The sequence below is a fragment of the Collinsella sp. BA40 genome, assembly GCF_008014645.1.
Lineage (GTDB): Bacteria > Actinomycetota > Coriobacteriia > Coriobacteriales > Coriobacteriaceae > Collinsella.
This window is the reverse complement of the sequence record NZ_VOWY01000001.1, coordinates 227,312-249,478: the sequence shown is the minus strand read 5'-3', so window position 1 is coordinate 249,478 and position 22,167 is coordinate 227,312. Positions and strand designations below refer to the sequence as shown.

General features: G+C 66.6%; 32 protein-coding genes and 3 tRNA genes. All 35 read right to left on the bottom strand.

The genetic code is table 11. The annotated features are described in order from the left end of the window. Window positions 1–442 precede the first annotated feature (442 nt). The 35 genes from rplT to E4J93_RS00995 all read right to left on the bottom strand — a co-directional run bounded on the left by rplT (window position 443) and on the right by E4J93_RS00995 (window position 22,106). A complete protein-coding gene (gene rplT, locus E4J93_RS01160) occupies window positions 443–802 on the bottom strand; it encodes a 50S ribosomal protein L20 (protein WP_006720998.1) in 360 nt (119 codons plus the stop codon). A gap of 47 nt (window positions 803–849) precedes the next feature. Continuing rightward, the gene (gene rpmI / locus E4J93_RS01155) at window positions 850–1,047 is read right to left on the bottom strand and encodes a 50S ribosomal protein L35 (RefSeq protein ID WP_147587643.1); all 198 of its coding nucleotides are present in this window, start codon (window positions 1,045–1,047) and stop codon (window positions 850–852) included. 39 nt (window positions 1,048–1,086) lie between these two features. Beyond that, window positions 1,087–1,686: a translation initiation factor IF-3 gene (gene infC / locus E4J93_RS01150; protein WP_187231549.1), complete on the bottom strand. Its 600-nt coding sequence runs from the start codon at window positions 1,684–1,686 to the stop codon at window positions 1,087–1,089. Between the two features lie 432 nt (window positions 1,687–2,118). After that, window positions 2,119–2,251 (bottom strand) — tRNA-Leu (locus tag E4J93_RS01145). 205 nt (window positions 2,252–2,456) lie between these two features. Continuing rightward, window positions 2,457–3,326, bottom strand: a complete 870-nt coding sequence (locus E4J93_RS01140; protein WP_147587641.1) for a peptidoglycan recognition family protein — start codon at window positions 3,324–3,326, stop codon at window positions 2,457–2,459. A gap of 3 nt (window positions 3,327–3,329) precedes the next feature. Then, the gene (locus E4J93_RS01135) at window positions 3,330–3,623 is read right to left on the bottom strand and encodes a phage holin (protein ID WP_147587640.1); all 294 of its coding nucleotides are present in this window, start codon (window positions 3,621–3,623) and stop codon (window positions 3,330–3,332) included. 10 nt (window positions 3,624–3,633) lie between these two features. Beyond that, complete coding sequence (locus E4J93_RS01130) at window positions 3,634–3,942, bottom strand: hypothetical protein (RefSeq protein ID WP_222705670.1); 309 nt, start codon at window positions 3,940–3,942, stop codon at window positions 3,634–3,636. A gap of 5 nt (window positions 3,943–3,947) precedes the next feature. After that, window positions 3,948–4,715, bottom strand: a complete 768-nt coding sequence (locus E4J93_RS01125) for a hypothetical protein (RefSeq protein WP_147587638.1) — start codon at window positions 4,713–4,715, stop codon at window positions 3,948–3,950. A 14-nt stretch (window positions 4,716–4,729) separates the two neighbouring features. Continuing rightward, window positions 4,730–5,356, bottom strand: a complete 627-nt coding sequence (locus tag E4J93_RS08140) for a hypothetical protein (RefSeq protein WP_222705669.1) — start codon at window positions 5,354–5,356, stop codon at window positions 4,730–4,732. A gap of 1 nt (window position 5,357) precedes the next feature. Further along, the gene (locus E4J93_RS01115; RefSeq protein ID WP_147587637.1) at window positions 5,358–6,266 is read right to left on the bottom strand and encodes a head fiber protein; all 909 of its coding nucleotides are present in this window, start codon (window positions 6,264–6,266) and stop codon (window positions 5,358–5,360) included. Between the two features lie 40 nt (window positions 6,267–6,306). Continuing rightward, window positions 6,307–7,563, bottom strand: a complete 1,257-nt coding sequence (locus E4J93_RS01110) for a hypothetical protein (RefSeq protein ID WP_187231546.1) — start codon at window positions 7,561–7,563, stop codon at window positions 6,307–6,309. Continuing rightward, window positions 7,554–8,375, bottom strand: a complete 822-nt coding sequence (locus E4J93_RS01105) for a hypothetical protein (protein WP_147587636.1) — start codon at window positions 8,373–8,375, stop codon at window positions 7,554–7,556. Before E4J93_RS01105 ends, E4J93_RS01110 begins: the two co-directional genes overlap by 10 nt. Then, on the bottom strand, window positions 8,368–10,869 hold the full coding sequence (locus E4J93_RS01100; protein ID WP_147587635.1) for a hypothetical protein: 2,502 nt from the start codon (window positions 10,867–10,869) through the stop codon (window positions 8,368–8,370). The genes E4J93_RS01105 and E4J93_RS01100 overlap by 8 nt, the downstream gene beginning before the upstream one ends. Next, window positions 10,862–11,257, bottom strand: coding sequence for a DUF5361 domain-containing protein (locus tag E4J93_RS01095; protein WP_147587634.1), 396 nt, complete (start codon window positions 11,255–11,257; stop codon window positions 10,862–10,864). Before E4J93_RS01095 ends, E4J93_RS01100 begins: the two co-directional genes overlap by 8 nt. Next, the gene (locus tag E4J93_RS01090) at window positions 11,257–11,610 is read right to left on the bottom strand and encodes a hypothetical protein (RefSeq protein ID WP_147587633.1); all 354 of its coding nucleotides are present in this window, start codon (window positions 11,608–11,610) and stop codon (window positions 11,257–11,259) included. The genes E4J93_RS01095 and E4J93_RS01090 overlap by 1 nt, the downstream gene beginning before the upstream one ends. Window positions 11,611–11,618: 8 nt before the next feature. Next, window positions 11,619–12,191: a phage tail protein gene (locus E4J93_RS01085; RefSeq protein WP_147587632.1), complete on the bottom strand. Its 573-nt coding sequence runs from the start codon at window positions 12,189–12,191 to the stop codon at window positions 11,619–11,621. 9 nt (window positions 12,192–12,200) lie between these two features. After that, complete coding sequence (locus tag E4J93_RS01080) at window positions 12,201–12,548, bottom strand: hypothetical protein (protein ID WP_147587631.1); 348 nt, start codon at window positions 12,546–12,548, stop codon at window positions 12,201–12,203. A gap of 4 nt (window positions 12,549–12,552) precedes the next feature. Further along, window positions 12,553–12,810 carry a hypothetical protein gene (locus tag E4J93_RS01075; protein ID WP_147587630.1) on the bottom strand — a complete coding sequence of 86 codons (258 nt, stop codon included), beginning with the start codon at window positions 12,808–12,810 and terminating at the stop codon, window positions 12,553–12,555. After that, the gene (locus tag E4J93_RS01070) at window positions 12,803–13,141 is read right to left on the bottom strand and encodes a head-tail adaptor protein (protein ID WP_147587629.1); all 339 of its coding nucleotides are present in this window, start codon (window positions 13,139–13,141) and stop codon (window positions 12,803–12,805) included. The genes E4J93_RS01075 and E4J93_RS01070 overlap by 8 nt, the downstream gene beginning before the upstream one ends. After that, window positions 13,128–13,529, bottom strand: coding sequence for a Gp19/Gp15/Gp42 family protein (locus tag E4J93_RS01065; protein WP_187231545.1), 402 nt, complete (start codon window positions 13,527–13,529; stop codon window positions 13,128–13,130). The genes E4J93_RS01070 and E4J93_RS01065 overlap by 14 nt, the downstream gene beginning before the upstream one ends. Before the next feature lie 2 nt (window positions 13,530–13,531). Continuing rightward, window positions 13,532–13,756, bottom strand: coding sequence for a hypothetical protein (locus E4J93_RS08055; protein WP_187231544.1), 225 nt, complete (start codon window positions 13,754–13,756; stop codon window positions 13,532–13,534). A gap of 10 nt (window positions 13,757–13,766) precedes the next feature. Then, window positions 13,767–14,645 carry a phage major capsid protein gene (locus E4J93_RS01060; RefSeq protein WP_147587627.1) on the bottom strand — a complete coding sequence of 293 codons (879 nt, stop codon included), beginning with the start codon at window positions 14,643–14,645 and terminating at the stop codon, window positions 13,767–13,769. Window positions 14,646–14,672: 27 nt separating this feature from the next. Next, on the bottom strand, window positions 14,673–15,131 hold the full coding sequence (locus E4J93_RS01055) for a DUF4355 domain-containing protein (RefSeq protein WP_147587626.1): 459 nt from the start codon (window positions 15,129–15,131) through the stop codon (window positions 14,673–14,675). A 180-nt stretch (window positions 15,132–15,311) separates the two neighbouring features. Further along, window positions 15,312–15,557 (bottom strand): hypothetical protein, encoded by a 246-nt coding sequence (locus E4J93_RS01050; protein WP_147587625.1) that lies wholly within the window; start codon window positions 15,555–15,557, stop codon window positions 15,312–15,314. A 30-nt stretch (window positions 15,558–15,587) separates the two neighbouring features. Next, window positions 15,588–15,827, bottom strand: coding sequence for a hypothetical protein (locus E4J93_RS01045; RefSeq protein WP_147587624.1), 240 nt, complete (start codon window positions 15,825–15,827; stop codon window positions 15,588–15,590). A gap of 26 nt (window positions 15,828–15,853) precedes the next feature. Then, a tRNA-Leu gene (locus tag E4J93_RS01040) sits at window positions 15,854–15,937 on the bottom strand. Between the two features lie 28 nt (window positions 15,938–15,965). Next, window positions 15,966–16,039 (bottom strand) — tRNA-Trp (locus tag E4J93_RS01035). A 52-nt stretch (window positions 16,040–16,091) separates the two neighbouring features. Then, window positions 16,092–17,270, bottom strand: coding sequence for a hypothetical protein (locus tag E4J93_RS01030; RefSeq protein WP_147587623.1), 1,179 nt, complete (start codon window positions 17,268–17,270; stop codon window positions 16,092–16,094). Next, window positions 17,267–18,718 (bottom strand): phage portal protein, encoded by a 1,452-nt coding sequence (locus E4J93_RS01025; protein WP_222705668.1) that lies wholly within the window; start codon window positions 18,716–18,718, stop codon window positions 17,267–17,269. The genes E4J93_RS01030 and E4J93_RS01025 overlap by 4 nt, the downstream gene beginning before the upstream one ends. Further along, on the bottom strand, window positions 18,715–20,217 hold the full coding sequence (locus tag E4J93_RS01020; protein WP_147587621.1) for a hypothetical protein: 1,503 nt from the start codon (window positions 20,215–20,217) through the stop codon (window positions 18,715–18,717). The genes E4J93_RS01025 and E4J93_RS01020 overlap by 4 nt, the downstream gene beginning before the upstream one ends. Beyond that, entirely contained in the window at window positions 20,159–20,611 is a 453-nt protein-coding gene (locus E4J93_RS01015) for a hypothetical protein (RefSeq protein WP_147587620.1), read from the bottom strand. The genes E4J93_RS01020 and E4J93_RS01015 overlap by 59 nt, the downstream gene beginning before the upstream one ends. Before the next feature lie 124 nt (window positions 20,612–20,735). Continuing rightward, the gene (locus E4J93_RS01010; RefSeq protein ID WP_255431853.1) at window positions 20,736–21,047 is read right to left on the bottom strand and encodes an HNH endonuclease; all 312 of its coding nucleotides are present in this window, start codon (window positions 21,045–21,047) and stop codon (window positions 20,736–20,738) included. Then, window positions 21,034–21,246, bottom strand: a complete 213-nt coding sequence (locus E4J93_RS01005) for a hypothetical protein (RefSeq protein ID WP_147587618.1) — start codon at window positions 21,244–21,246, stop codon at window positions 21,034–21,036. The genes E4J93_RS01010 and E4J93_RS01005 overlap by 14 nt, the downstream gene beginning before the upstream one ends. A gap of 9 nt (window positions 21,247–21,255) precedes the next feature. Further along, complete coding sequence (locus E4J93_RS01000) at window positions 21,256–21,453, bottom strand: hypothetical protein (RefSeq protein ID WP_147587617.1); 198 nt, start codon at window positions 21,451–21,453, stop codon at window positions 21,256–21,258. Between the two features lie 158 nt (window positions 21,454–21,611). Continuing rightward, a complete protein-coding gene (locus E4J93_RS00995; protein ID WP_147587616.1) occupies window positions 21,612–22,106 on the bottom strand; it encodes a hypothetical protein in 495 nt (164 codons plus the stop codon). Window positions 22,107–22,167 lie beyond the last annotated feature (61 nt).

Sequence of the window (22,167 nt, the reverse complement as noted above, 5' to 3'; positions counted from 1 at the left end):
ATATTGCCACACCCCCGCTCCCCCGCCGCCGGGGATATCGTCCTCCACAACTTGAACACATCTGGCTGAACATAGGATTCAGATTGCGGTCTTGGCTTCAATATAGTTGCGCAACCCGCCTCTTGTTCGAATGAATTAATAGCTGATGGGATCGAGCAACCATACTGTGGTGACGACGCCCGTGCGGGAAGGTGCCCCCGCCGCATAGCGTCCGCTCATGCCTCCTATTAAATACTGGGAAGCCCTATCCCCGCTTACGCTTATCCCGAACCAACGTGCTCGCCGAATAAGAGTGCTGATTGTTCGCAGCATCTTGAAAGTTTCGCAAGTCCACGGGCTCAAGACAATTCTGCATGATCATTTCGAACAATCTGCATGCATACAAAAACAGGGCCCCGATGATGGGACCCTGTTGTATAGCGAAGTTGTACTTCGAGGAGAATTAAGCCTCGAGTGCCTTCTTGGCGATGGCGGCGAGCTCGTTGAAGGACTCGATGTCCTCGTACGCCATCTGAGCGAGGACCTTGCGGTCAAGCTCGATGCCGGCGAGCTTCAGGCCATGCATGAACTGGGAGTAGGAAATGTCGTTCATGCGAGCGGCGGCGTTGATACGGGTGATCCAGAGGCTGCGGATCTCGCGCTTCTTGTTGCGGCGATCGCGGTACTGGTACTGGAGGGAGTGCTGCACCTGCTCCTTGGCGTACTTATAAGAGCGGGACGCCTGACCGTAATAACCCTTTGCGCGGTTAAGGACGGTACGACGCTTCTTCTTGGCGTTCACAGCGCGCTTCACACGTGCCATATCTAATCAACTCCTAAAAATGGATGAGGGGAAACTAAAGGGATGGCTTAGTTGCCAGCGAGACGGCCGTTGACGACCTTCTTGTCGGCAGCGGCCAGCTCGGTCTCCTGGCGGAAGCCACGCTTGCGCTTGGTGGTCTTCTTGGTGAGGATGTGGCTCTTGAACGCCTTGCAGCGCATGATCTTGCCCGTGCCGGTGCGGCGGAAACGCTTCTTGGTGCCGCTATGGGACTTCATCTTAGGCATGAACTTCTCCTTCTCGGTTACTCGTACACGAAGAAATGGCTATTCGCCATTTTTGGCCCCGCTGGCCTCGTTATCAAAGGCGCCCTTAATGGGTGCGAGGAGCATGAGCATGTTACGGCCTTCAAGCTTGGGAGCCGACTCGACCGTAGCGTAGGGCTTGAGGTCCTCGGAAAGACGCTCGAGCACGTTGAGACCCTGCTCGGGGTGAGCCATCTCGCGGCCACGGAACATGATCGTGACCTTAACGCGCGCACCCTTCTTCAGGAAGCGCAGGACATGGCCCTTCTTGGTCTCGTAATCGCCAACGTCGATCTTGGGGCGGAATTTCATTTCCTTGACCTCGACCTTGGACTGGTTCTTACGAGCCTGCTTGGCCTTCATAGCCTGCTGGTACTTGAACTTCCCGTAATCCATGACCCTGCACACCGGCGGGTTTGCATTCGGGGCGATCTCGACCAGGTCGAGACCCTGCTCATCTGCAACGCGCTGGGCGTCGCGGATGCCGAACAGGCCGAGCTGCGAGCCGTCGACGCCGATCAGGCGGCAGGTAGTGCCGGTGATCTCGTCATTAATACGGGTGTCATCAGACTTAGCTATGTCCTTACCTCCTTCGGAATAGAAAACAAGACCCGGATCCATAAGCAGCATCCAGGTCTTGCAAGCATAATAACGACAACAATCTTGTCGTTGCATTACTAACTTGTTGGACCAGACAGCTGCTCAATGGCGCCGAAAGGTGGGGACTTACTGTCCCACTTTGGCTACTGTGTTCACACAGTGCAGATTGCATAATATCACAGAGTGAGCGCTCTTCACGCTTTCACCATGAATCGCACTCGCGTGAGTTCGGCGTGGTACGTAAAGGGCCCCGTTGCCGAGGCCCTTGTCTAATCTATGGTGCCCGAGGTGAGATTCGAAGCGTGCCACTGCGCGGCCCGCGGCGCTCGGATGCCTCCGGCATCCTTCGCGCGCTCGCTACAAACGCTCGCGCGTTTGCTAGACGCTCGCGCACTCGCGTGAGTTCGGCGTGGTACGTAAAGGGCCCCGTTGCCGAGGCCCTTGTCTAATCTATGGTGCCCGAGGTGAGATTCGAACTCACACGCTGTTGCCAGCGGAGGATTTTGAGTTCTTGCACGAACATGTTAAAGCAGACGCACGACCCTAGTAGCTCGCACTATACGAAACGACCATAGTGGACACGGGCTATTGCCGACTGCCACCGCTTGAACCTTGTCCTATGCAGTCCTTGAATAGATTGCAGCCGATGACGCATATCCGGACTATGGCAACTTTATTCTACCCCGTCTCTCATGACTCGACCATGCGAGCCATCAGCCCCAGCAGCTTCATGATGCTCCAAACCGGAACCGAGCAAACCCCTCCCGCCGAAGCGAGAGGGGCAGCGTTCGTTATCGGTCGGCGACCAGTTCGGCAACGCGCTCGGCGATGCGCTCCACGTCCCAGTCTGACAGCCTGAAGTCAAGCTCCTCTGGCACGTCCTCGATCGCCATGGACTCCTTGGGGATGGCGCATATCGCCTTGAGCATGGCCGTGCATCGCGCCCAGCGGTCGATGGTGCGATTGTAGATCTCGCCCGCGATGCTCTTGGGGTCGGTCGTGTCCTCGGCGCCGATACCGCACATGGCCTTCAGCATGGAGGTCATGCGATAGCAGCGGTCGTGGGTCTCGCGGCCCTTCTCGATGGTCCAAACGCGCTGAGCGATCTTCTCGATATCCTCGTCCTTCACTTCTTCCTCCTCGTCTGCCGCTCCAGCGGCCATCATGTCGTAGTAGCGCTGCGCGCGAGCGATGTAGGCATCGCGTTGGGAGAGCGCCAGCTCGCCCGGGCAGGCTGTCGCCATATACATCGAATGCGGCCGCACGTTGCCGCCCCACATAGGTCGGCCCAAGCCGTAGGCAATGCACAGGGCCGCCACGAGGTGCGCGCCCGAGTCCAGGCACGCCTCGCTCACCGTCCATGGGTCTGAGCCGTTGTTGGCGTGCTCGATGTTGACCGAGCGGCAGTTGGCGTCGAAGTCCCCGAGCGCCCAGGCCGTATCGCGATCGTGGACGAGCTGGCCAATCACTCCGTCTCGCTGCACCAGGTAGTGAGCCGACGCGGGACGGGTCTGCCAGACGTTGTAGCAGCCGCGCACGGTCAGGCCGACCGCAGCCGTGTGGTGGATGCCCACGAACTCGATTCGTCTCCCGCGGCGACCGGACGTGAAGTGCTTGGGGATATATAACTCGACGTCGGCCTTTAGATTTTTGTAGTCCATCGTCTAGGCCTTCCGATGGTTGGCGTTCGGCGCGACCTCGGAGCGCCCGAGGGCGGCGGCACTGTCGGATGTGCCACTGGTCGTGGGGTCGGTGACGCACGCCCATACGGACGTGAGCATGGCCACGACCACCACGGGGTTGCCGAGCGCCGCCATGATGGTGGAGCCCAGCACCTCCCACGTGGTCATGTCCTCCCATGTGGCGCCCATGCCGACGATCAGCGGCATGATGATGGAGCAGGTCAACTGCGCCCAGAAGATGGGATTTTTGAATCGAACACGCCAATTGATGTTCATCGTTACCTCCTTAGAATCCGATTCGCGACAGGGCCGCGGTCAAAACGGCGGTGATGATCACGCCGACGACCACCCACGTAGCCTTGTCCCATTTCTCCGCGGGTTTCGCCGCCATCAGGTCGAGCTTCCCGTCGATGCGGTCGACCTTGCTCTCCACGCTCGCCATCTGCTTGTCGCGGAACGCATCGCGCTCCTGCGTGCGGACCTGCTGCTCGGTGAGCGCGTCGATTTCCTTGCCATGCGTCGTGATGCGCTCCTCGGCAGAGGTCATGCGGCCTTCGAGGAGCTTGATACGGGTCTCCGGTGCCTGGGTCTCCACGCGCATCACATCCCCGGGACCCATGTGAGCTGGCCGAAGCGAACCTTGTTGGTGCCGCCGCCTCCCAGCTGGCCCACCGAGATCGTTCCGTCGGTCTTGACCCGCACGAACCCGGCGCCTCCGTCTCCGTCTTGCGTGCAGCAGGCGGCGAGGCACTCGGTGGCGGGCCGCAGCTCGGCGGGCACGTTATACTTGCAATCGAGAGTGTCCCAGGGCCCCGAATCGGTGATAATATTCCGCACGTAAACCGTGCAGGCGCCACCGTGCCTAATAACTCTCCAATAGTCGTTCTCGTACAGCTTCTTGCATCCAAGGGACTGCAGGCTCGGCACGATCGGAGCCATTCGCACGGGATTGCCTACCGACAGGCCATCCAGCGGGATGCGCCACAGCGCCATCCCGTCCGCGCCGACGGCGGGATCGGAGGGCGCGGACGCATGCGGAGCTCCTTTGATGACCTCCAAGGCCACGGACTCCACTCCACTCGGGTCCTTCTTATATCGGGCAACCACCAGGTCGTGGCGCTTCAATCCCTGCGACCCGCTCTGGACCGTCAGGCTCTCGGTGCCCTTCGCCCAGAAGCGCAGCCCCTTCACCATGCCTGCACCCGTGGCTATGGTCGCTCGGTTGCTCGTGCTCATCGTGCACTGGAAATTCTGCCCCCAGTCGAAGATGCAGCCTTCCAAGCCGACCACGCCGACGTTAAGGGCTGCCAGGTCTTCGGACGAGATATGTGCCCGCCCGGCATGGCCGTCAACCAATTCGATCGCCATTCACGACCCCTTTCTTACATTCCAGGCACCCATATGACCTGCCCGAAGCGCGGCTCGGCGGTCCCCGCGTTGCCGAGCTGCCCCATCGAGATCTTGCCGTCGGGCTTGACCCGGATGAAGCCCGCGCCGCTGTCTCCGCTCTGCGTGGCGCATGCGGCGATGACCTCGACGGCGGGCCGCAGCTCAGCGGGCACGGTGTACCTGCACTCGATGGCGTCCCAGCTCCCCGAGCCCGTCTTGATGTTGCGCGCCGTGCACGACAGCGTGCCGCCGTGGTCGATGACGCGCCAGAAGCCGTTGTCGTAGAGCATCTTCGGCTGCTGCGCGGAACCGCCGCCGCCCGTGGTGGCGATGGTCACATTCCTGCTGCCGTCGAAGCTCGCGCTGCCGCTCACCGCGCCCGTCAACGTGATGGTGCGGGCTGTCGAGAGCTTCAGAGCCGAGGTGGCGGCCCCGCCCGCGCTCGACGCCCCCGCGTAGGGGTGCGTGTGGGGCTGGGGCGGGAACGTAGACGGCTTGCCCGCCACGTCGGCCCATGGGTGCGAGTGCCCGATGTCAGCCTTTCCCGCCGCAGCAGCCTTCACCTGGGCCGCGAGCTCGCGACCCGACTCCTCCGACATCGCCCGCCGCGCCGCAGCCATGCTAGAACCAGCCCTTGACGTCTGCGGCGGTCACGAAGTCGATGTTGCTCTGGATGATGTCGAAGTCGCTGTCCTTCGAGGTCGAGCCCTTCGCCGTGTTGGCGAACACCATGTCGCCCGCCTCGCACGCCTGCCCCGCGTAGGCGCCGGGCGTCTTCACGACCCAGTACCAGCCGGGCTTGTAGGCCGTGGCGATGATGGCGGCGTAGCTCTCCGCGCCGCCCTGGTAGGCGGTCGCGCCCGTCACCGCCTCGCGCACGGCGGTCTGGACGAAGGCCGTGGTCGCGATCTTGGTGGAGTTGTCGGCCGCGGACGGCGTGGGGGCCGTCGGCGTTCCCGACAGCGCGGGGCTGGCGAGCGGGGCCTTCAGGGAGAGGTAGTCGCTCACGCTCTTGAGCTTCTCGTGGACGCCGCCCGACGACACCGCGTTCTGGGACCGAGGCTCGGGCCAGTCGTCGACGATGACGCACGTGGCGCCGTCCTCGATGCCGTCGAGCTTCTTCTTGTCCTCGGCGCTCATCGTGCCCGGGGCCGTCTGGCTCGCGGGCGGATAGAGCGTGTCCTTGTAGTAGACCACGCCGTCCACGATGGGGCTGGGGGTGTAGCCCGCCGCGCTCGCCACGTCCGACGTTGTCTTGACGCCGCCGAGAGACTTGCCCGCCACAGGCAGGACGTACTTGTTCGCACCCGTCTGCACGCCGTCCAGCTTCGCCTTGTCGGCGGCGCTCATCGCGCCGGGCGCCGAGCCGCTCGCTGTCGGGATGGTAGCGCTCGACAGCACCGCCGGGGACGACTGCGCGTTCTTGAGCTGGATCTGCAGGCCGCTCAACGCGATGGAGCCCGCGAACTTGGACTTAGATGTGTTTACGAGCTCGCGGCCCGCTTCCTCGGACATGGCCTTTCCCGCCATAGCGTCCTCCTTATGTTGTGGTTTTCTATCTCACCCGGCGTCACGCGAACCAGCCGTTCGCCTCGTCCGCGCCCACCAGATCTATGCCGACGGCGACCTCGCGCCCGCTGCGCGTCGCTGTCACGGGCAACCTCGCCCGCACCTCGGCCACCGACGCACCCACGGCCGCCATCGCCCCCGATGCCGTTCGCACCGCCTCGGCGGCCTTGGACTCAACGGCAGCCAGGTCCTCGCCCGCGACCTCGGCGCTGAAGGTGTAGCCCTCCAACTTCAAGCCGCGGCCGGCGTCGTACGAGTGCCCGCCGCCGGATGATTCCGCGCTGCCCGCGAGCGATCGGCTAGCCTTCTCTGCGCCCACCTCGTAATCGACGGTGAGCTGCCCGTCCTTCACGGCCGCGATCTTCTTGACGATGCGCGCCGACACGGCGATGCCCGTGGAGTTGTCCCGGCCGGTAACCGTGTCTCCCACGTCCATCTCGAAGCCGTCGCGCACCTCGACCGACACGCCGCCCTGGCCCTGCAGCTCCTCGAGCTTCTTGCGCGTCTCGACCCGCAGCTCCTCGGCGGCCGCGTTGCTGTAGTCGTAGACCGCCGACCTCTCGTCCAGGCCGAAAAGGCTCTGCGCCTGAGACACCCGTCCCTGTGCATCGGCGTACCAATGGCACACCGCCCGCTCCGCGCCCTGTCCGCTGCCCAGCCCGATGAGGTGGTTGACGGGCGAGTGCTCGCGAACCACTTCGAAATCGATGAGATCGGAGTCGACCTCGTCCCGATGCTCGCTGCATCGTTCCGCCCACACCGCGACACGCGAGCCGTCGAAGGCCGCCTTGAGCTTGGCGCCGGAGCTCATAAGCATCTTTCGAACGCCGTGGTAGCCGCTCGTGTAGCGATCGAACGCGTACGACACCTCGATGCCGCTCGGGGCCGCCCTGGCGGCGAACAACGCCCCGAGCCCAAGGCGGGAGACGAGCGACGCGAGGACCGCGTTGGCATCCCCCGATACGGCGAGATGGCTCTGACCGGGGTCCGGCTCGATCACCTTGCTGTCGAGGATGCCGTGCCACGTGCGGCCGCTATAGGTCGCCGTGCTCGCGCGGCCCTCGACCTTCAGGGTGCAGCGGTCGATCACGCCGCCGTATTCCGTGCCGTCGATGAGCACGTAGCCGCGCGGTACCGGTTCGACATCCCGGCAGACCAGGCTGAAGTCGTTCTCGTCCTCGCCTATGGCCATATCGAGGTCGAAGTCGCGGGATGCCGCGTAAGCCTGCAGGCGCTCGTCGAGCACGATCAGCTCCATGGCGGCTCGCCCCTCTCCTCGTAGACCGTGACGTCGAAGCCGAATCCACGGCTCCACGAGACCTCGTGCTCGCCTGGGGCGATCTTCTCGAAGATGTACTCGCCGCGCCCGGCACCACCGCCGCGATGCGCCTTGGCAAAGACGCTCGCAACGTCCCCGTTCCCGTCGACCACCTCGACGGTGCCCGCCATGCCGTCCACTACCATGTAGCCGCCCGCCGGCACCGTCGCGTCAACCTGATAGCGGTTGGCTCCGATGACCACGCAGGGGTTGATGGCGGGGCCGTACACCGTGATGCGCGCCCATGCCGGAGCGAAACCGCCCACTGAGAGAACGGAGCGGGTGGGCGGGGACCCGAGGTCGCACGGGAGGTCGCAGGGCAGGTCGAGGCCAGCCGGACCAGATGCCTCGGGAGCCGTGAACTCCGTCGTCTCCCTCCTGCGCCAGACGCCGTCTGCGAGCACGAGCTTCAGCGCCGCGGAGACCGACCACGGGGAGACCCGCTTGACGTCCTGCGCGACCGCGAGGGCGCGCGTGCGCCACACTCCATCGACCACCAGGCTCCCTGGCTCCCCGGCCGCCGCATCGCGGTCGAGGACCTCGCCGAGCGCATCGAGCGCCGCGCCATCGACGCTCGTGATGTCCAGCAAGACCTCCCGCGCATGGCGGGAGATCCCTCCCGCGCCCCGGGTGCCGAGCGTGTAAGAGAGCTGCCTGCCACGCAATGCACACGCGGCGCCCGCGAAGATCACGGGTCCGTCGAGCGATACGGCCTCCGGCCCCGTAGCGCTCTCGTAGGCGAGCCTAGACACAAGCGGCCACCGCCCTTCTGAACTCCCTCGGGCTCATGCCCTTCGGAAACTTATCGAGCGCCTCGAGGATCTGCACGAGTACGTCGAGCACGCGCTCCATCACGGCATCGGGCCCCTCGGGACCGACGGCAGAGGATGCGTCGGCGGCGATACGGACGTCCGACCTCATGGAGCCCCAGGAAGCGGGATCCTCGATATCCGCCATGGCGCCGCCGAAAGCAGACGAAATGGCGTCCGTTCGCTCGGAGAGGTACCCCTCGACTCCCGTCCAACCGTCCTTCATGCCGCCGAGCAGGCCGTCCATGATGACGCGGCCGTTGCCCACCAGCAGCCTGGCGTCGACGGAGCGCGGACCTTTGAGGTTGGGGATAGCGGAGGTGATCTCGCCGAACCATCCGGTCACGTTGTCCCATGCGCTCTTGAGGCCGCGCCACAGGCCGTCGATGATGGACTTGCCGGCGTCCCATAGCAGGCTTCCCACATCGCCGATAGCGCTGAGGATCTTGCTGCCGAGGCCCGAGAAGAAGTCGCACACCCCCTGGATGCCGTCCGAGACGGCGCCCTTGATGCTCTCCCATGCTCCCGACAGGAAGGTCGAGATGGTGTTCCACGCGCCCTCCCAGTCGCCGCTTATCGCCTGCATCACGGCCGTGATGACCGTCTGGATGACCGCGAGCGCGCCGTCGATGATGCCCTTGATGGCGGGCCACACCGCCTGGATGACGCCGAGCACGGCGCCCATCACCGTGGTTATGACCGCCTGGATGAAGGGCATCGCGGTCTGGATGGCCGCGACTATCTGCTGCAGCACCGGCATGACGGCGACCATGATCGCGCTCGCCACCTGCACCACCGCAGCGATGATTTGCGCGAGGATAGGCAGCACGGTCGCGACGACCTGGGCGATGATGGGCGCCAGGGCCGCGCCGAGCTGAGCGACGACGGTGAGAATCTGCATGATAACGGGCGCGACCGCCGAGAGCGCCGCCTGGATCTGCGGCATCACGGTCGCGGCGAGGTCGCCGAGCGTCTGGCCTATGGATGCCAGCGCCGGCCCCATCGATGTCATCATCGTCGCGCCGATGCCGTCGATGGTGGAGCGGAACCCCTCGTTGGTGGTGTAGAAGTAGGCGAATGCGCCGGCGAGCGCGGCGATAGCGCCCACGACGAGCGCGATGGGGCTCGTCAGGAACGACAGGGCGCCGCCCGTGGCGGTGAGGTTCCTCGCGAGCATCGAGAGCGCCGTTCCCACGCCCTGCGTCCTCGCGATGCCGGCGAAGCTCTTGACGAAGAACCCGGCGGACTTGCCCGCGGACATGAGCTGCGGGGCGATGCCGGCGGCGATGCCGCCGATGGACGAGACCCCCTTGAACGCCGCCACGGCCCCTGCCGCGCCCGCGATCTTGGACGCGAAGCCCTCGACCTCCGGCCCCAGGGCCGAGAGCATCCCCGAGAACTCCTGCGCCACCACGGCCTTGAGGTATCCGAAGGTCAGCCGCACCTTCTCCTCGAGGGTGCCGCCCATGTCCCACAGCTGCACCGAGCTGCGGAACGTCTGGGACAGCGTCTGCGGCAGCGCGTCGAGCAACGCCCCGCCGAGCTTGGAGGCGATCTCCGGGCCCTTGGCCATGAGCGTCTCGCCCAGCGACGACGCGATCTGCCCCATGCGCGGGATGATGTTACCCGCCGCGGTCACGGCGCTGTCGACCAGCTGGTCGGTGAGCGCGCCCACGTCCGCCTCGTCGTTGGCGAGACCCGCGAGCCAGTTCTTCCAGGACGCCCGCATGCTCGCGACGGAGCCCGAGATGGTCGTGGCGGCCTCCGCCGCCGTGGTCCCGGTGATGCCCATCTCGGTCTGCACCACGTGGATCGCCTCGGTGATGTCGGCGAAGCTGTCGATGGAGAGGTCCGCCATCTCCCCATGGGCGGCCTTGACCTTGTTCGCGTCGGCGATGAGCCGCTCCATCTCGGCCTTGGTGCCGCCATAGCCGAGCTTGAGGTTGTCGAGCATCGTGAAGTTCTGCTTCGAGAATCCCTGGTAGGCGTCCTGGACGCTCTGGATGTTCGAGCCGAACTTGTTGACGTTGTCGGACATGTCCTTGACCGCCTGGTCGGCATAGCGCGCCGCCTTGGCGGTGTCGCCGCCCAGCCCCTGCAGCAGGCTCGCCGAGAAGCTCGTCACCTGCTCCATGTAGCTGTTCGCGGACAGGCCCGCGCTCTTGTATGCCTCGGCGGCGTATGCCGCCACGGTCGACGCCGAGCCCTTGAACATGGTCTCGATGCCACCCTGCAGCTGCTCGAAGTCCGCGTAGGCCTGCATGGCGGCTGAGCTGAACTTCGCGCCCGCCGCCGCGGCGCCCGCGGCGAGCGCGCCGGACACGATGCCCTTGACGCCGCCGAAGGCCCGCTTCACGCCGGAGTCGACCTGTGACTGGAAGTCCTTCATGCTCGGCATCACGGTCACGTAGGCCGCTCCGAGCTCCGTGCTAGCCATCAAGCACCTCCGTTCTCACCCGTGCGAGGTGCTCCTCGAGTTCCTCGATCGTCATGGCTATGCCCTCGCCCTTGCGGCGCGTCCGGTCCTCGAACGGCCCGATGGGCTTCGGGCGGTTGCGCCCGCGGCGCCCGTCCTTCGACTGCATCCACACGAGGTTGTGCGGGGCGTTCACCGTCGCGGCCGCGAGCGTGCGGTCGGACGTCCAAGCGGCGCGCGGGTCGTAGGCGATCCGCGTGCGCGCGCCCTCGGGCAGCTGCATGAGCAGGTCGGCCGCATGGAGGCACGAGAACGCGTCCCCCATGCGGTCGATGTCGAGCCCGTAGTGCTCCTGGAAATCCGCCCGCACCTCGGCCGGATGCTCGACCAGGGCGCGCGCGAGCGCCATCAGTTTTTTGCGCCGACCTCCTCGAGGACGCGCGCGGAGAAGCGCGCGAACGCCTCGGCATCGCAGAAGCCGTCCTCGTCGGACAGCTCCTCGACCACCCGGTCGAGGTCGCCGCCCAAGATCCACTGGAACAGCTCGACCGCGGCGAACTCGTCCCCTCGCTCGACCTTGGCGATGAGCGCGAGCGTGCGGTAGTCGCGCATGCGGCGCATGTCCACGTCGAGCTCGATGCCGTCGACCTCGACGTGACGCACGGGCGGATGCGCGGGGCGCCCCTCCTTCTCGGCCAGCTGGCGCCTCATCTCCGCGACCTGCTCGTCTGACAGCTCGGAGATATCGATGATGTCTGCCATTCCCGCTCCTATTCCGCGGTGAGGCCGGTGATGGCATGGTACTCGTGCACGGTCACGCCGTCCGCTCCGGGCAGGGCGGCGAACGTGCACTCGCGTGCAAGCGGGTCGGAGTCGTTCAGGGCGAGGTCACCCTTCTCGGTGAGCTTCGCGCGCTCGACGACGTAGCGGGTGACCGTCTTCTCGTTGGGCACCGTCTCGCACACGAGCGCCTTCTCGGGGAGCGGCGCGGAGGTGTGCTTGATGTGCATCTTGCCCGCCTCGACCTCGACGTTGTCGTCGCCGTACTCCATCTTGGCCACCTCGGGGCGGGTCTCGATGGGGGTGAAGCTCACATTCTCCTTATAAGAGGTCTGGGACGAGCTCACGGTGTCGCCGCCCCACGCGACGAGCTCGGCGCTGTCGCGCTCCTCGGTGAAGGTGATGCCGTCCTCGCTGATATAGCCGATGCACTTGAATGCGGGGTCGAGCGGGGACGACGCGTCCGTGGGGAGCTTGGATCCCACGGGCGCGATGAACACGGCGCCGCCGACCTTGGGCTTGCCGACGCCCACGTTGGTGGCGTCCACATTGGTCTGTGCCATTTGATCTCCTTACTGCGTGGTAGCCCGCACCGTGATCTGGTAGCGGGCGCTTCTTGAATCTGGGTCGGGGAAGCTGACGGGCGAGCTCGCGTGCGCGCCGTGGACGCGCGGGATGGATGCCGCCCTCAGGTTGAGCGCTTCGCGGCATTCCAGGGCGAGCTCCTCCGCCTCGGCGTTGGAGGGCGCCCAGAGCTGGACGGCGAGGACGGGGCGGTCGATTCCGACCGCGCTCTCGCCGCCCACGCGCTCGACGGTCGCGAACCTGCGCGGCCTGGGGTCGGGCGGCGCGTCGTGCGCCGGGACGCCGATCTCGCCGGGCAGCCACTCTATGAGCGCCTGGATGATGGAGAACGCCATCGACTCACCTTCCTCCGTAGAGCGCCTTGAGCAGCGTGTTGTGCTTCGCGTTGGAGCGTATGGCGTGCTCGCTGGGCGTGTAGACGATGCCGTGGGCGCGGACGCGCCCCGGGCGGGTGTCGGCGGCGTAGGTCGCGCTCCCCATGGCGTCCGCCGCCGCCCTCACGCGCTGGGCGTGCTGGTCGACCATGGCCACGCACGCGGGGCTGTTCAGGATCTTCCGCTTCGCCGCCGCGCTCGGCTTGTAGCGCACGCTACCCATCGACCGCCTCGCATTCCGCCGCGAGCCCGAACGGCCCGGGGCAGTTCTCGTCCGCATAGGGCTGCGGGTCGCCGACGACGCGGTACGTCCGACCGCCCACGACGACCTCGCAGCCCTTCAGCGGCTTCGCGTATGACTTGGGGAAATGGACCGTGACGGCGACGCGTGCGCCGTCCGGGCGCGCCGCGTCGAGGTCCGAGGTCGCGCCGGGAGCCACGAGGGCGCCCGCCACCCCCTCGGGCTCGTATTCGACCACGGGGTTGCCGAAGCGGTCCGCCCCCTTGGCGACTGGCCGCCTGACCGTGACGGCGCGCGTCCTAATGAGCTCCATCGCCGCCCCCGATCGACGGCCTGATGGAATGGACGCGCGTCCCCGCCAGGCCCAGGCGCTTGAGCTCGGACCTGCCTATGTAGACGTCGCCGTTGGGGTTGGCGAACGTGAGGCTCGCCGAGTACGGGCCTGCGGTCTGCGAGTACTGGCTCGCGCCGGCGTAGCCGGCCGGAGCCGACAGCGCCCTATGCGCGATGGCGCACGCCACCGCCTTGGCGTTGAGGTCGAAGACTGGGTTGCACCCCTGCTCGTAGTTGCCGTCGGCCCGCAGGTACGCCCCGAGCACCGCGTCGTTCGCGTCTGCGATGACCGCCGCCGCGTTCTCCGGCGCGGGCGAGCCGTACCTCGCCTCGTAATCCTCGACCGTGGCGAACGGGACGCCCGCCACGGCTATTTCGCCGCCATGATGCCCGCCGCCACGAGGGCGGCGACGAGGTCGGCCATGGACGCGCTGTCCGCGACCTTGGCCGCCTGCTTGACCATGCCGGGGCGCGTCTTGGTGGCGGCGCCGAGGGCGGGCGTCTTGCCGTCCGCCTCCACGAGTGCGACGCGCTGCGGGAGCACGGGGGACGCCTTGGAGGGCGCCTCCACGATGAATTTCTGCACCAGCTGCATGCGGGCCTCCTTAAGCGCTCTTGAGGACGGTGAACGCCTTGGCGTCGAGCACCGCGTAGGAGAAGCAGCTCTCGGTGCGGTACGCGATCTGGTTGTTCGCCTTGAGGTCGACGCCGGTCTGGTCGGGGTCGCCGTACTCGATGATCTCGGAGTAGATGTCGCGCACCATGCCCCACTTGATCATGTCGAAGTTGCCCAGGATGCCGAGGACCTTGGTGGGCGCGGTCGCCTTCTTGCCGTCGACCGTGCCCGAGGTGCACGCCGGGATGCCGTCGAAGCTGCCGAGCTCGAGGGACATGGGGATCTCGGGGTACAGGCGCATGCCGGTGGAGGGCACGCGGAGCTTGCGCAGGTCGAAGGCGAGCTTGCGGGACATGGCGAAGCCGTTCACCTCGTACTCGAGGAGCTTCTCGGCCATGGCGTCGATGTCGGAGACGAGGTCGGAGCCCGCGGTGACGGAGTTCGCGCCCGTGGTGAGCGCGGTGTAGCCGCCGAGCGCGGAGCCGGTCTTGGGGTTGACGGCGTGGTAGACCACGTAGTCGATGGCGCGGGCGAGCGCGGCGGTCTGGTCCGCCATGATGGCGTTCACGATCTCGAGGCGGTTGTCCTCGTCGGCCCACTTGAGCTCGTCGGTGACGCGCGTGGTGGTTACGAGCTTCACGCGCTTGCCCTCGACGGAGGCGAGGGTCTGCTCGTAGGAGCTCTTCTTGGCGCCCTCCGCCACCACGTCGGCCTCGGCGGCGCCGGTGAACACCATGTGGTCGGTGTTGGCGAAGATCTGGGGGATGGGCGTGGAGAGGGCGGCGATGGTGGACTTGTCCTTGACCTTCGCGCTCATGTCGACGACTACGGAATGGGGAAGCTTGATCTTGGTCGTATCGAGAGCCATGGCGGCTCCTTTCTCTTGTCGTTGGTTCTACTCGCCGAAGAGCTGCGAGACGAATCCCGCCATGTCGGACTTGGCCGCCTTGCCGGTGTCGGCGAACTCGCCCGCGCCGTCGACCCGCGCGGCGCTCGGCTTCTTGGCGTATGCGGCCACGGACTCGGCGAAGGCGCGCATGGATTCCTCGTCGGCGCCCTGGACCAGCTCGACGGGAACGCCCGTCTCCTTGGCCACGCGCTCCTTGAGCTCGCGGGCCTTCTCGGCGGCGGCGCGGTCGGCGGCGTCCTTCTCGAGCTTGGCGATCTTCTCGTTCGCGCGCTCGAGCTCGCCCTTCTGCGCCTCCTCCAGCTCGTCGAGCCTGGCGGCCTTCGCCTTGAGGTCCTCGTAGTCGGCGTACTTCTCGGCCGTCTTGGCGCGGTCGCGCTTCAGGCGGTCGCGGATGAGCGCGTCGAGCTCCTCCTGGGTCGAGATGGGCTTGAACTCTTCGGTCATGGTCGTGTCCTTCCTGTTCCCGCCCGCTCGGGCGTAGACGAGCACCTGCACTCCCCCGCTGCCGGGTCCTCGCCGCGACTCGCCGCGCGCGGCAGGCGTATATGAAAGAAGCCACCCTCGCGGATGGCTTGATTCCCAATGGAAAGGCCCCTCTCGGGGCCACGTGGTTTTAGGTGTTGTCTAGATGCTGACCTCGTAGGTCCTGATGCCAGCGAGCTCCTTGAGCTCGCGCTCCATCTCCTCCTTGCGCCTCGTGTACGCGGCGGCGCATGCGGAGCAGAGATGGTGCTCGGAATCGACCGCGAGCCAACCGGATACCGCCGGGTCGCGCTCCGAGACGAGGAACGGGTCGCGCGATCCCCCGGACGCCTCGACGTGCGAGCCGCACTTGTCGCAGACGACCAGGAGCTTCCTCACCAATGCCATGATGGGACTCCGATCTGATCGATGGGATAACTAGAAGATGTGTTGCTTGAAGCCCTCGGCGGATGCCTCGACGCCGGCGTACCGCGTGCGGCAGCGCGAGCATGACGCGCCGCCGTTGGCGCGCTCCAGGATCACGGCGATCTTGTCCTCTTCGTAGCACTGAGGGCACACGGGTCCCGTCTTCGAGCCGTCGTCCTCAAGGAGGAAGTACGCCCCGCCCACCCTCTCGAGCCTCTTGAGGGCGGTTGACCGCACGGTCGTCGACGCCATGGTGCGACTCCTATCTGAATCGAAATTGGTCGGGGCGGCGGGACTCGAACCCGCACGGGTCTCCCCACGTGCTCCTGAGGCACGCGCGCCTGCCTTTACGCCACGCCCCGATAAAACCTGCTTGAAATGACGCCAAAATGGCACCTGGCCGGGGAATCGAACCCCGATCAACGGTTTTGGAGACCGATGCACTACCATTGTGCTAACCAGGTGTGTACAATGGTCATAGAGAGCCCCGGGCGTGCTGGATAGCTAACCTGGGGCTCATTTTTTGACGTCGTCCACGGCGCCACCAAGACTCAACAGAATCACCCTGTCGATATCGTGACGCGACATCTCTAGATGGACTCGCTTCAGGGCGTCAGCCCTCGCAACGGGCACCTCCGTGCAGTTTATAACCACAATGGAAGGCTTGACTGGCCCTCCTTCAACCTTTTGGAACTGCTTAATCGCCTTCCTGATATTTCGCTCAATGAAGCGCAGCCCATTGGTTCCGGACGCTTCGGTCGTAGGGCTTTTCAGTTCGCACAGCCTGCCATCAAGAACCAGGTCGATGTTTGAGAAACCCTCGGGGGCATCCTCCTCACGCACGACAACTTCATGCCCGGCGGCTCGTAACGCCGCATGCGCAGCAAGGTCGTACGCCCCGCCCCGTTCAAGGAGGAAGGCATCTTTTGGCTTCTCATACACGACTGGCGGACCGGGAACGGAGAGCATTCCCCTTTTGGCGGCAAGCTTCTCCGCCGCACTCAAATCAGCTCTATCGTCGATATCCTTGAACTTCCCCCACAGTTCTCGGAGCTCCTTCGGTCTGACGCCCTCGACAAGCTCGGCATCCTTGTCGTCCTCGAAGCCGGGCACGACCTTGCAGTCGCACCTGCGATGGAAGTGGCGGAACTCGCCGGCGGTCTTCCGGGAGTGGTAGACGGCGCCGCGGCTCGCCAGCATCAGGCAGTACGTGCACGTCTCCGCGCCGGTTGGGACGCGCGCGAAGCGCACCCCCTTCTTCCTGTCCCTGGCGGCGTTGCGGATGATCGTCTCGTTGAGGCTGCGCAGGACGTCGTTGCGGCCGAGCTCGCCGCAGTACTCCGCGAACCCGCGAGGGTCGCCCTTCGCGAGCTTCTTGGCCTGGTAGCGCGCCGTCTCGTCGACGCTCTCGGGGTTGTAGGTCGCCGCGGTGACGGCGGCGGGCAGCCTGGCGCCGCTATCCGCCGCCTGCTTGTCGTACCACTCCGCCGCGAGAGAGGAGGCGGCGGAGTCGTAGACCTGCACCACGCCGGACATGACGGATTTGGCGTACTCGCGGCACTCCGCGACGGTCGCCGACCTCCCCTCGTCGGTCTGGAGCCAGGACATGATCCTCGACTCGATCTCTCGCTGCGCGCCGTCCGACAGGTTCGCCACCGCGCGGTTGTAGGCGTCGAACTGCTCGCGGGATATCATCGCGTCCCGCCCAGGAGCGCGCCCGCGGCCGCCGCGGGGTTGGCGGTCGGCAGGTCGATGCCGGTGCCGGAGGTCGCCGCGGCGACGAGCGCGCGGCTCGTCGCCCGGTCGCGGTCGCTGCGTAGACGCTGGATCTGGTCGTCGGAAAAGCCGAGCTCCTCGAGGAGCACGTCGCTCTCGGCGAGCCACGGCACGGCCTGGACGTCCTTGAGCATGGCGTCGGCCTGCGTGACCACCGACGGCATGGCGGGGTTGCGAAACTTTGGGCATATCCGCAGGCGGCGCGCGGCCTGCTCGGCGTACGTGGTCCCCTCCTTGATGGCGAGCGCCATGAGGGCCACGTGCGCGAGGGCCTCGCCGTTGTCGGCGTTGAGGTTCTGCGCCTCCACGACGAGCGCCTCCTTGGCGGCGTAGATCGCCTCCGCGCTCGACGGGTTGTCCGAGACCACGCCCAGCTCGCTCAACGGCACGTTGGTCTCGCCGGAGAAGCGCGCCGCGAGGGATCGCATGTAGTCGATGTGCGGCTGCATGCTGCCCTGGGTCAGCTGCCCGAACTGCGGCATGTCGCCGTTCTCGTCGCGGCTGACGGCGAAGATGTTGCCGATGTAGGCGTCCCACTTGGTCTTGCCGCCCAGCACGTCCTCGTCCGCGCCCAGCAGGTACTTCTGCGGAGCCGTGAAGAACTCGGCGCTCACCTCCGAGCGCAGCGCCGCGCGCATGGCGTTGTCGGTGATGCTCATCACCGACCGGCTGATGCGGCTGCGCCCGAAGGGGCGGTCGAGGTCCGCGTCGTAGGCGAGGCGCTCCATGAGGCAGCGCCCCATCTCGAAGTCCTCGCTGTACGCCGCCTGCCAGATGCCACGCGCGCTGCGGCGGATGCGGATCACGTTGGTCTCGGTGTAGACGTCGACCCAGGTGGGCTTGCCGGTCCTGCGGTCCGAGTCGACCACCACCATGCCGCACTTTATGCGGTTGCGCGGGCGGTCCCAGATTGCCGCGGCGCTCGTCGCCGGGTAGGCGTTGATCACCACGGGCGGCTCGCCGGCGGACTCGTCTCCCGCGGTGACCGTCAGGAACGCGCAGCTATGCGTGAGCTCGCTTCGCACGGCCTGCCGGTACTTTCGCTTGAGCCCCGTCATGTCCACGATCTCGGCGAGCTCGTCGCACACGTCCTCGTCCGCGCACGTGTATCCGTCGAACTGCGAGCGCGCGCCCAGGCTGTCGACCGCCTTCACGGGCCAGCCGCACGCCTGCTCGAGGTTCCTCAGCTCGGGCGGGATGGAGATGCCGAGGTCGCGGGCGCGGCGGTGCATGCGGTAGTAGTTCGATCTGAGCGCGTTGCGCGTCGACTTGACGCGCCACGTCTCGCAGAGGTCGAACACCGCCAGGCCGTCGCCGGCGCGGAGCCCCCTCGCGCACGCGATGTCGGTCGAGATCTCGATGCTCACCAAACCACCTGCTTTCGCTTCGGATTTCGTTTCGTTGTCTTGAGCGCCCACAGCGCGAGGCTCGCGGCCTCGATGGGGCACGACGCGTCGCCGCCCCATGCCCAGCCGCCGCGCGTGCCGATCTTGCGGCGGGTCGCGCGGGTCACGGACTCGTCGAGCGCGGGTTGCTCGATATGCGTCATCTGCTTGGAGCGGATCGCCTCGTGCATGAGGCTCGCCGCCGCGATCACCTCGCCCGCCCGCGGGCGAACGGCGAAGCCGCGCGGCACGCGGGCCTCCGCCAGGCGGTCGCAGAGCGCGTCCGCGGCGGCCAGGCCGTCTATGGCCACGCAGGCGCCGACGCGCGTCCTCTCGGCGAGCCAGTCCGCGAGCCACGCGGTTCCGCCCGACGCGGGCGCGTACTCGACGAGCTCGACGTGCGGCAGCGAATCGCGCTCGAGCCTGCCGGCGACCGCGAGCGCGACCATGGAGCCGTCCGGGCTGAACTTCACCCCGTAGCAGACGCGCTCCATGTCGGCGTCCTCCGGCGGCGGCGGGGCGAGGCACTTGCCCCACTCCTTGGCGGACACCACGGCGTCCGCGACCTTGGGCAGCCAGTAGCCCAGGTACTCCTGCGCGAAGGCGAGCTCGCCCATGCCCGAGCGCATGCCCATCCGGATAGCGGCGAAGTTGGCGAGCGCGCCCAGGGACGGGTTGGCGCGGAGCCAGCGCGACTCGTCCGCCACGTCCCCCACCTCGTCCAGGCCGTACTCGGTCCAGCAGAGGTCCGCCGCCCGCTCGCCGCCGGCCCACGCGTCCGCGCGGACCTCCTGGAACGACTCGGCGGCGCTGCCGGCGCGCGTGGGCGTGCCGAGGTAGACCGACTGCGGGTTGTGCGCCGCGCCCGAGGACATGGTCGGGGCGATGGCCTGCACCTGCTCGCCGGTGAGCTCCTGCGCCTCGTCGTAGATGACGACGTCGAAGCTGTAACCGAGCGCCGCGGACTTGGTGCGCGTGGAGAACGCCAGCACGCCGCCGCCCTTGAACTCGAACGCCTCCTGCGCCGTCTTGTTGTTCACGTGCGTCACGCGGCGGTTGTACGCCTTGTGCTTGGCGGTGGCGTCCGCCGGGCGGCGCCCGAACATGTCGCGGAAGCGGGAGAGCATCTCGCACGTGGTCGAGTAGTTGTGATCGGTCCAGAGCACCTTGTAGCCGAGGATGCTCGCGAGGAAGCCCGCCCAGGCGATGCCCGAAACCGACTTTCCCGCCTGGCGCGGGATGCTCGCGCCCGCGCGCTGGTGGACGAACGCGCCGCCCTCGGCGAGCGGCGCGGTGAGCTGGGTCCAGTCCGAGATGACCGTCCTCTGCCAGGGCAGCAGGTCGATGCCCGCGCCCTCGGCGAAGATCTCCACCTGCTCGGAGAGGTCGCACGCCCCGAGGTGCGTCACGCGCTTGCGCGGCTCAGCCGCCTCGATGGCCGAGAAGGGCCCCCGCGAGCCTGTCGAGGACGTCGTCGCCATCGTCTCCGCCCTCCGTGTTCTCGATCCTGTCGATTGCCTCGAGCGTCGCGCGGTACTCGGCGCTGAGCCCGCGCACCTGAGCGGGCGCCGCGTCGTAGAGCTGCCGCTCGAGGAGCGCCCTCAGGCGCCTCAGGCGCCCGAGCGTGTCCTGAGCGCCTGACCCCTCGTCCAAGGTTCCCGGCGGAGGGGCGTCGGTAGCCCGCTCCGTGGAATCCGGCTCGGCTATCTCGCCCGACTCCTTCATCTCGCGGATCAGCTTGCACACGCCCGACTTGGAGCGTCCGAGCTTCCGCGCTAGCGCCGCAGGTCCGAGGCCGGGGTAGGCGTTGCGGACGATCTCGCGCTCGCGCGCCGTGAACCTGCCCGTCTTGGGCTTCGTGGACCCCGTGGACACCCGTGGACCACCTCGTTCCGTAGACCTGTTGTAAGACCCCTCTGAAAAAAAGGCGCAATGCCGCCGGGAGCGCCCATGCCCCAGGGGGAGGGGATGCACCCCCTATTAGCTGCTGTTTTAACGGCTACCATCTTCGGCTGGTCATAACCGGGACCGGGATGGCGGGCGCCTTCAGACCGAGGTCGCGGTTGCCGCGGCGCTGGTTGCAGATGCGGTGGGCGGCGTCGACGTTGGACCGGTCCAGAGGGCTGCCGCCCTTGGACACCGGAACGATCTCGTCAACCTCGAAGCTCAACGGGTCGCCCGCCGGCAGGCTGTAGTCGATTGGCTGGCCGCAGATGTGGCAGGGCCTGCCCTGCGAGCGCAGCCAGGCGCGCAGTTTGCGTCTCGCGGCGCCGTTGCTGTAGCGCGGGTTGCCCACCTCAGCCCCACTCAACCGGCGAGCGCCCCTCGTTACGGAAGCACTCGAGGACCTCGCGGTCCACGCGGTTCGCATCGCGCTCGCACGCGGGCACGGGTCTCGGCTCGGGCTTGCGGCGCGGACGCTGCTTGATGCCGAGCGCCCGGCGCATGGCCCAGGAGAGCACGGTGTCGTAGCGCAGCGCGCACTTGACGAGGCATGCGATGGAGACCATGGCGCCCTCCTATCTGTTGACGAGGATGTAGTTCTTCACGACGTGCACCGACTGGATCCCATCTGTCGTGATATCCGAGTTGATAGTCAGGCCGCGCTCGGCGATCACCATCTCGTCCATCTCGGACGTCAGGGCCTCGGCATGCTCCTCGAGCCACCTGCCCAGCTCCTTGATGCGCTCCGCAGCCAACTCCCTCGCGTTGCCCATGGCTCCTCCGTTATTCGGTTTGGAAAGAGAAAGGCCGCCGGGTCATCACGGATCCCAGCGGCCTCGATGCGCTTTTCGCACACCATACCTATAACACGTTTTTCACCGCGCGCAATGCGTCACGGCGCGTCACGGCGCGTCACGGTGCGTCAAATTACTTAAGATTTCCCCTCGGCCAGCCCGATACCGGCCACCGAGCACGCGCAGCCGTGCGCGTCCATGGTGTCGAACGCGGTGTCGCACCATCGCTGGACGCTCTTCGTGGAGGCCCCCACCGCCTCGGCGGCCTTGGCCCAGCTCGCGCCGCGGCAGTAGCGCCAATAGACCGAATCCGCCGCGAGGGAGCCGAGCAGGGCGCACACGCCGCCGCCCGAGCCCTCCTCGCCGTAGCAGAGGCGTACGCCGCGCGCCACGATCTCCCTGTCCTCGCGGACCCTGCGCTCCATGAGCGACTCGAAGTCCATGCGCGCGTCCGTGGCAGACATGCCCGACCTGTCCCCGCCGCCGGCGCCGCGCACCTCGTAGCGCTGCGCGCGGACGCCCTCGGAGAGCCGCATCCTGGCGATCTGCCGCTCCGAGCGCTCCAGCTCGATGGCGGCGTCGCGCACCGCCTCGAAGAACTCGCGGGCGCCCGAATACGTTGAAGCTTCCATGCAACCTCCTGTGGTAGCCTTGATGATGCGACTCGGTACCGGAGGTGCCAACGAGACCCGC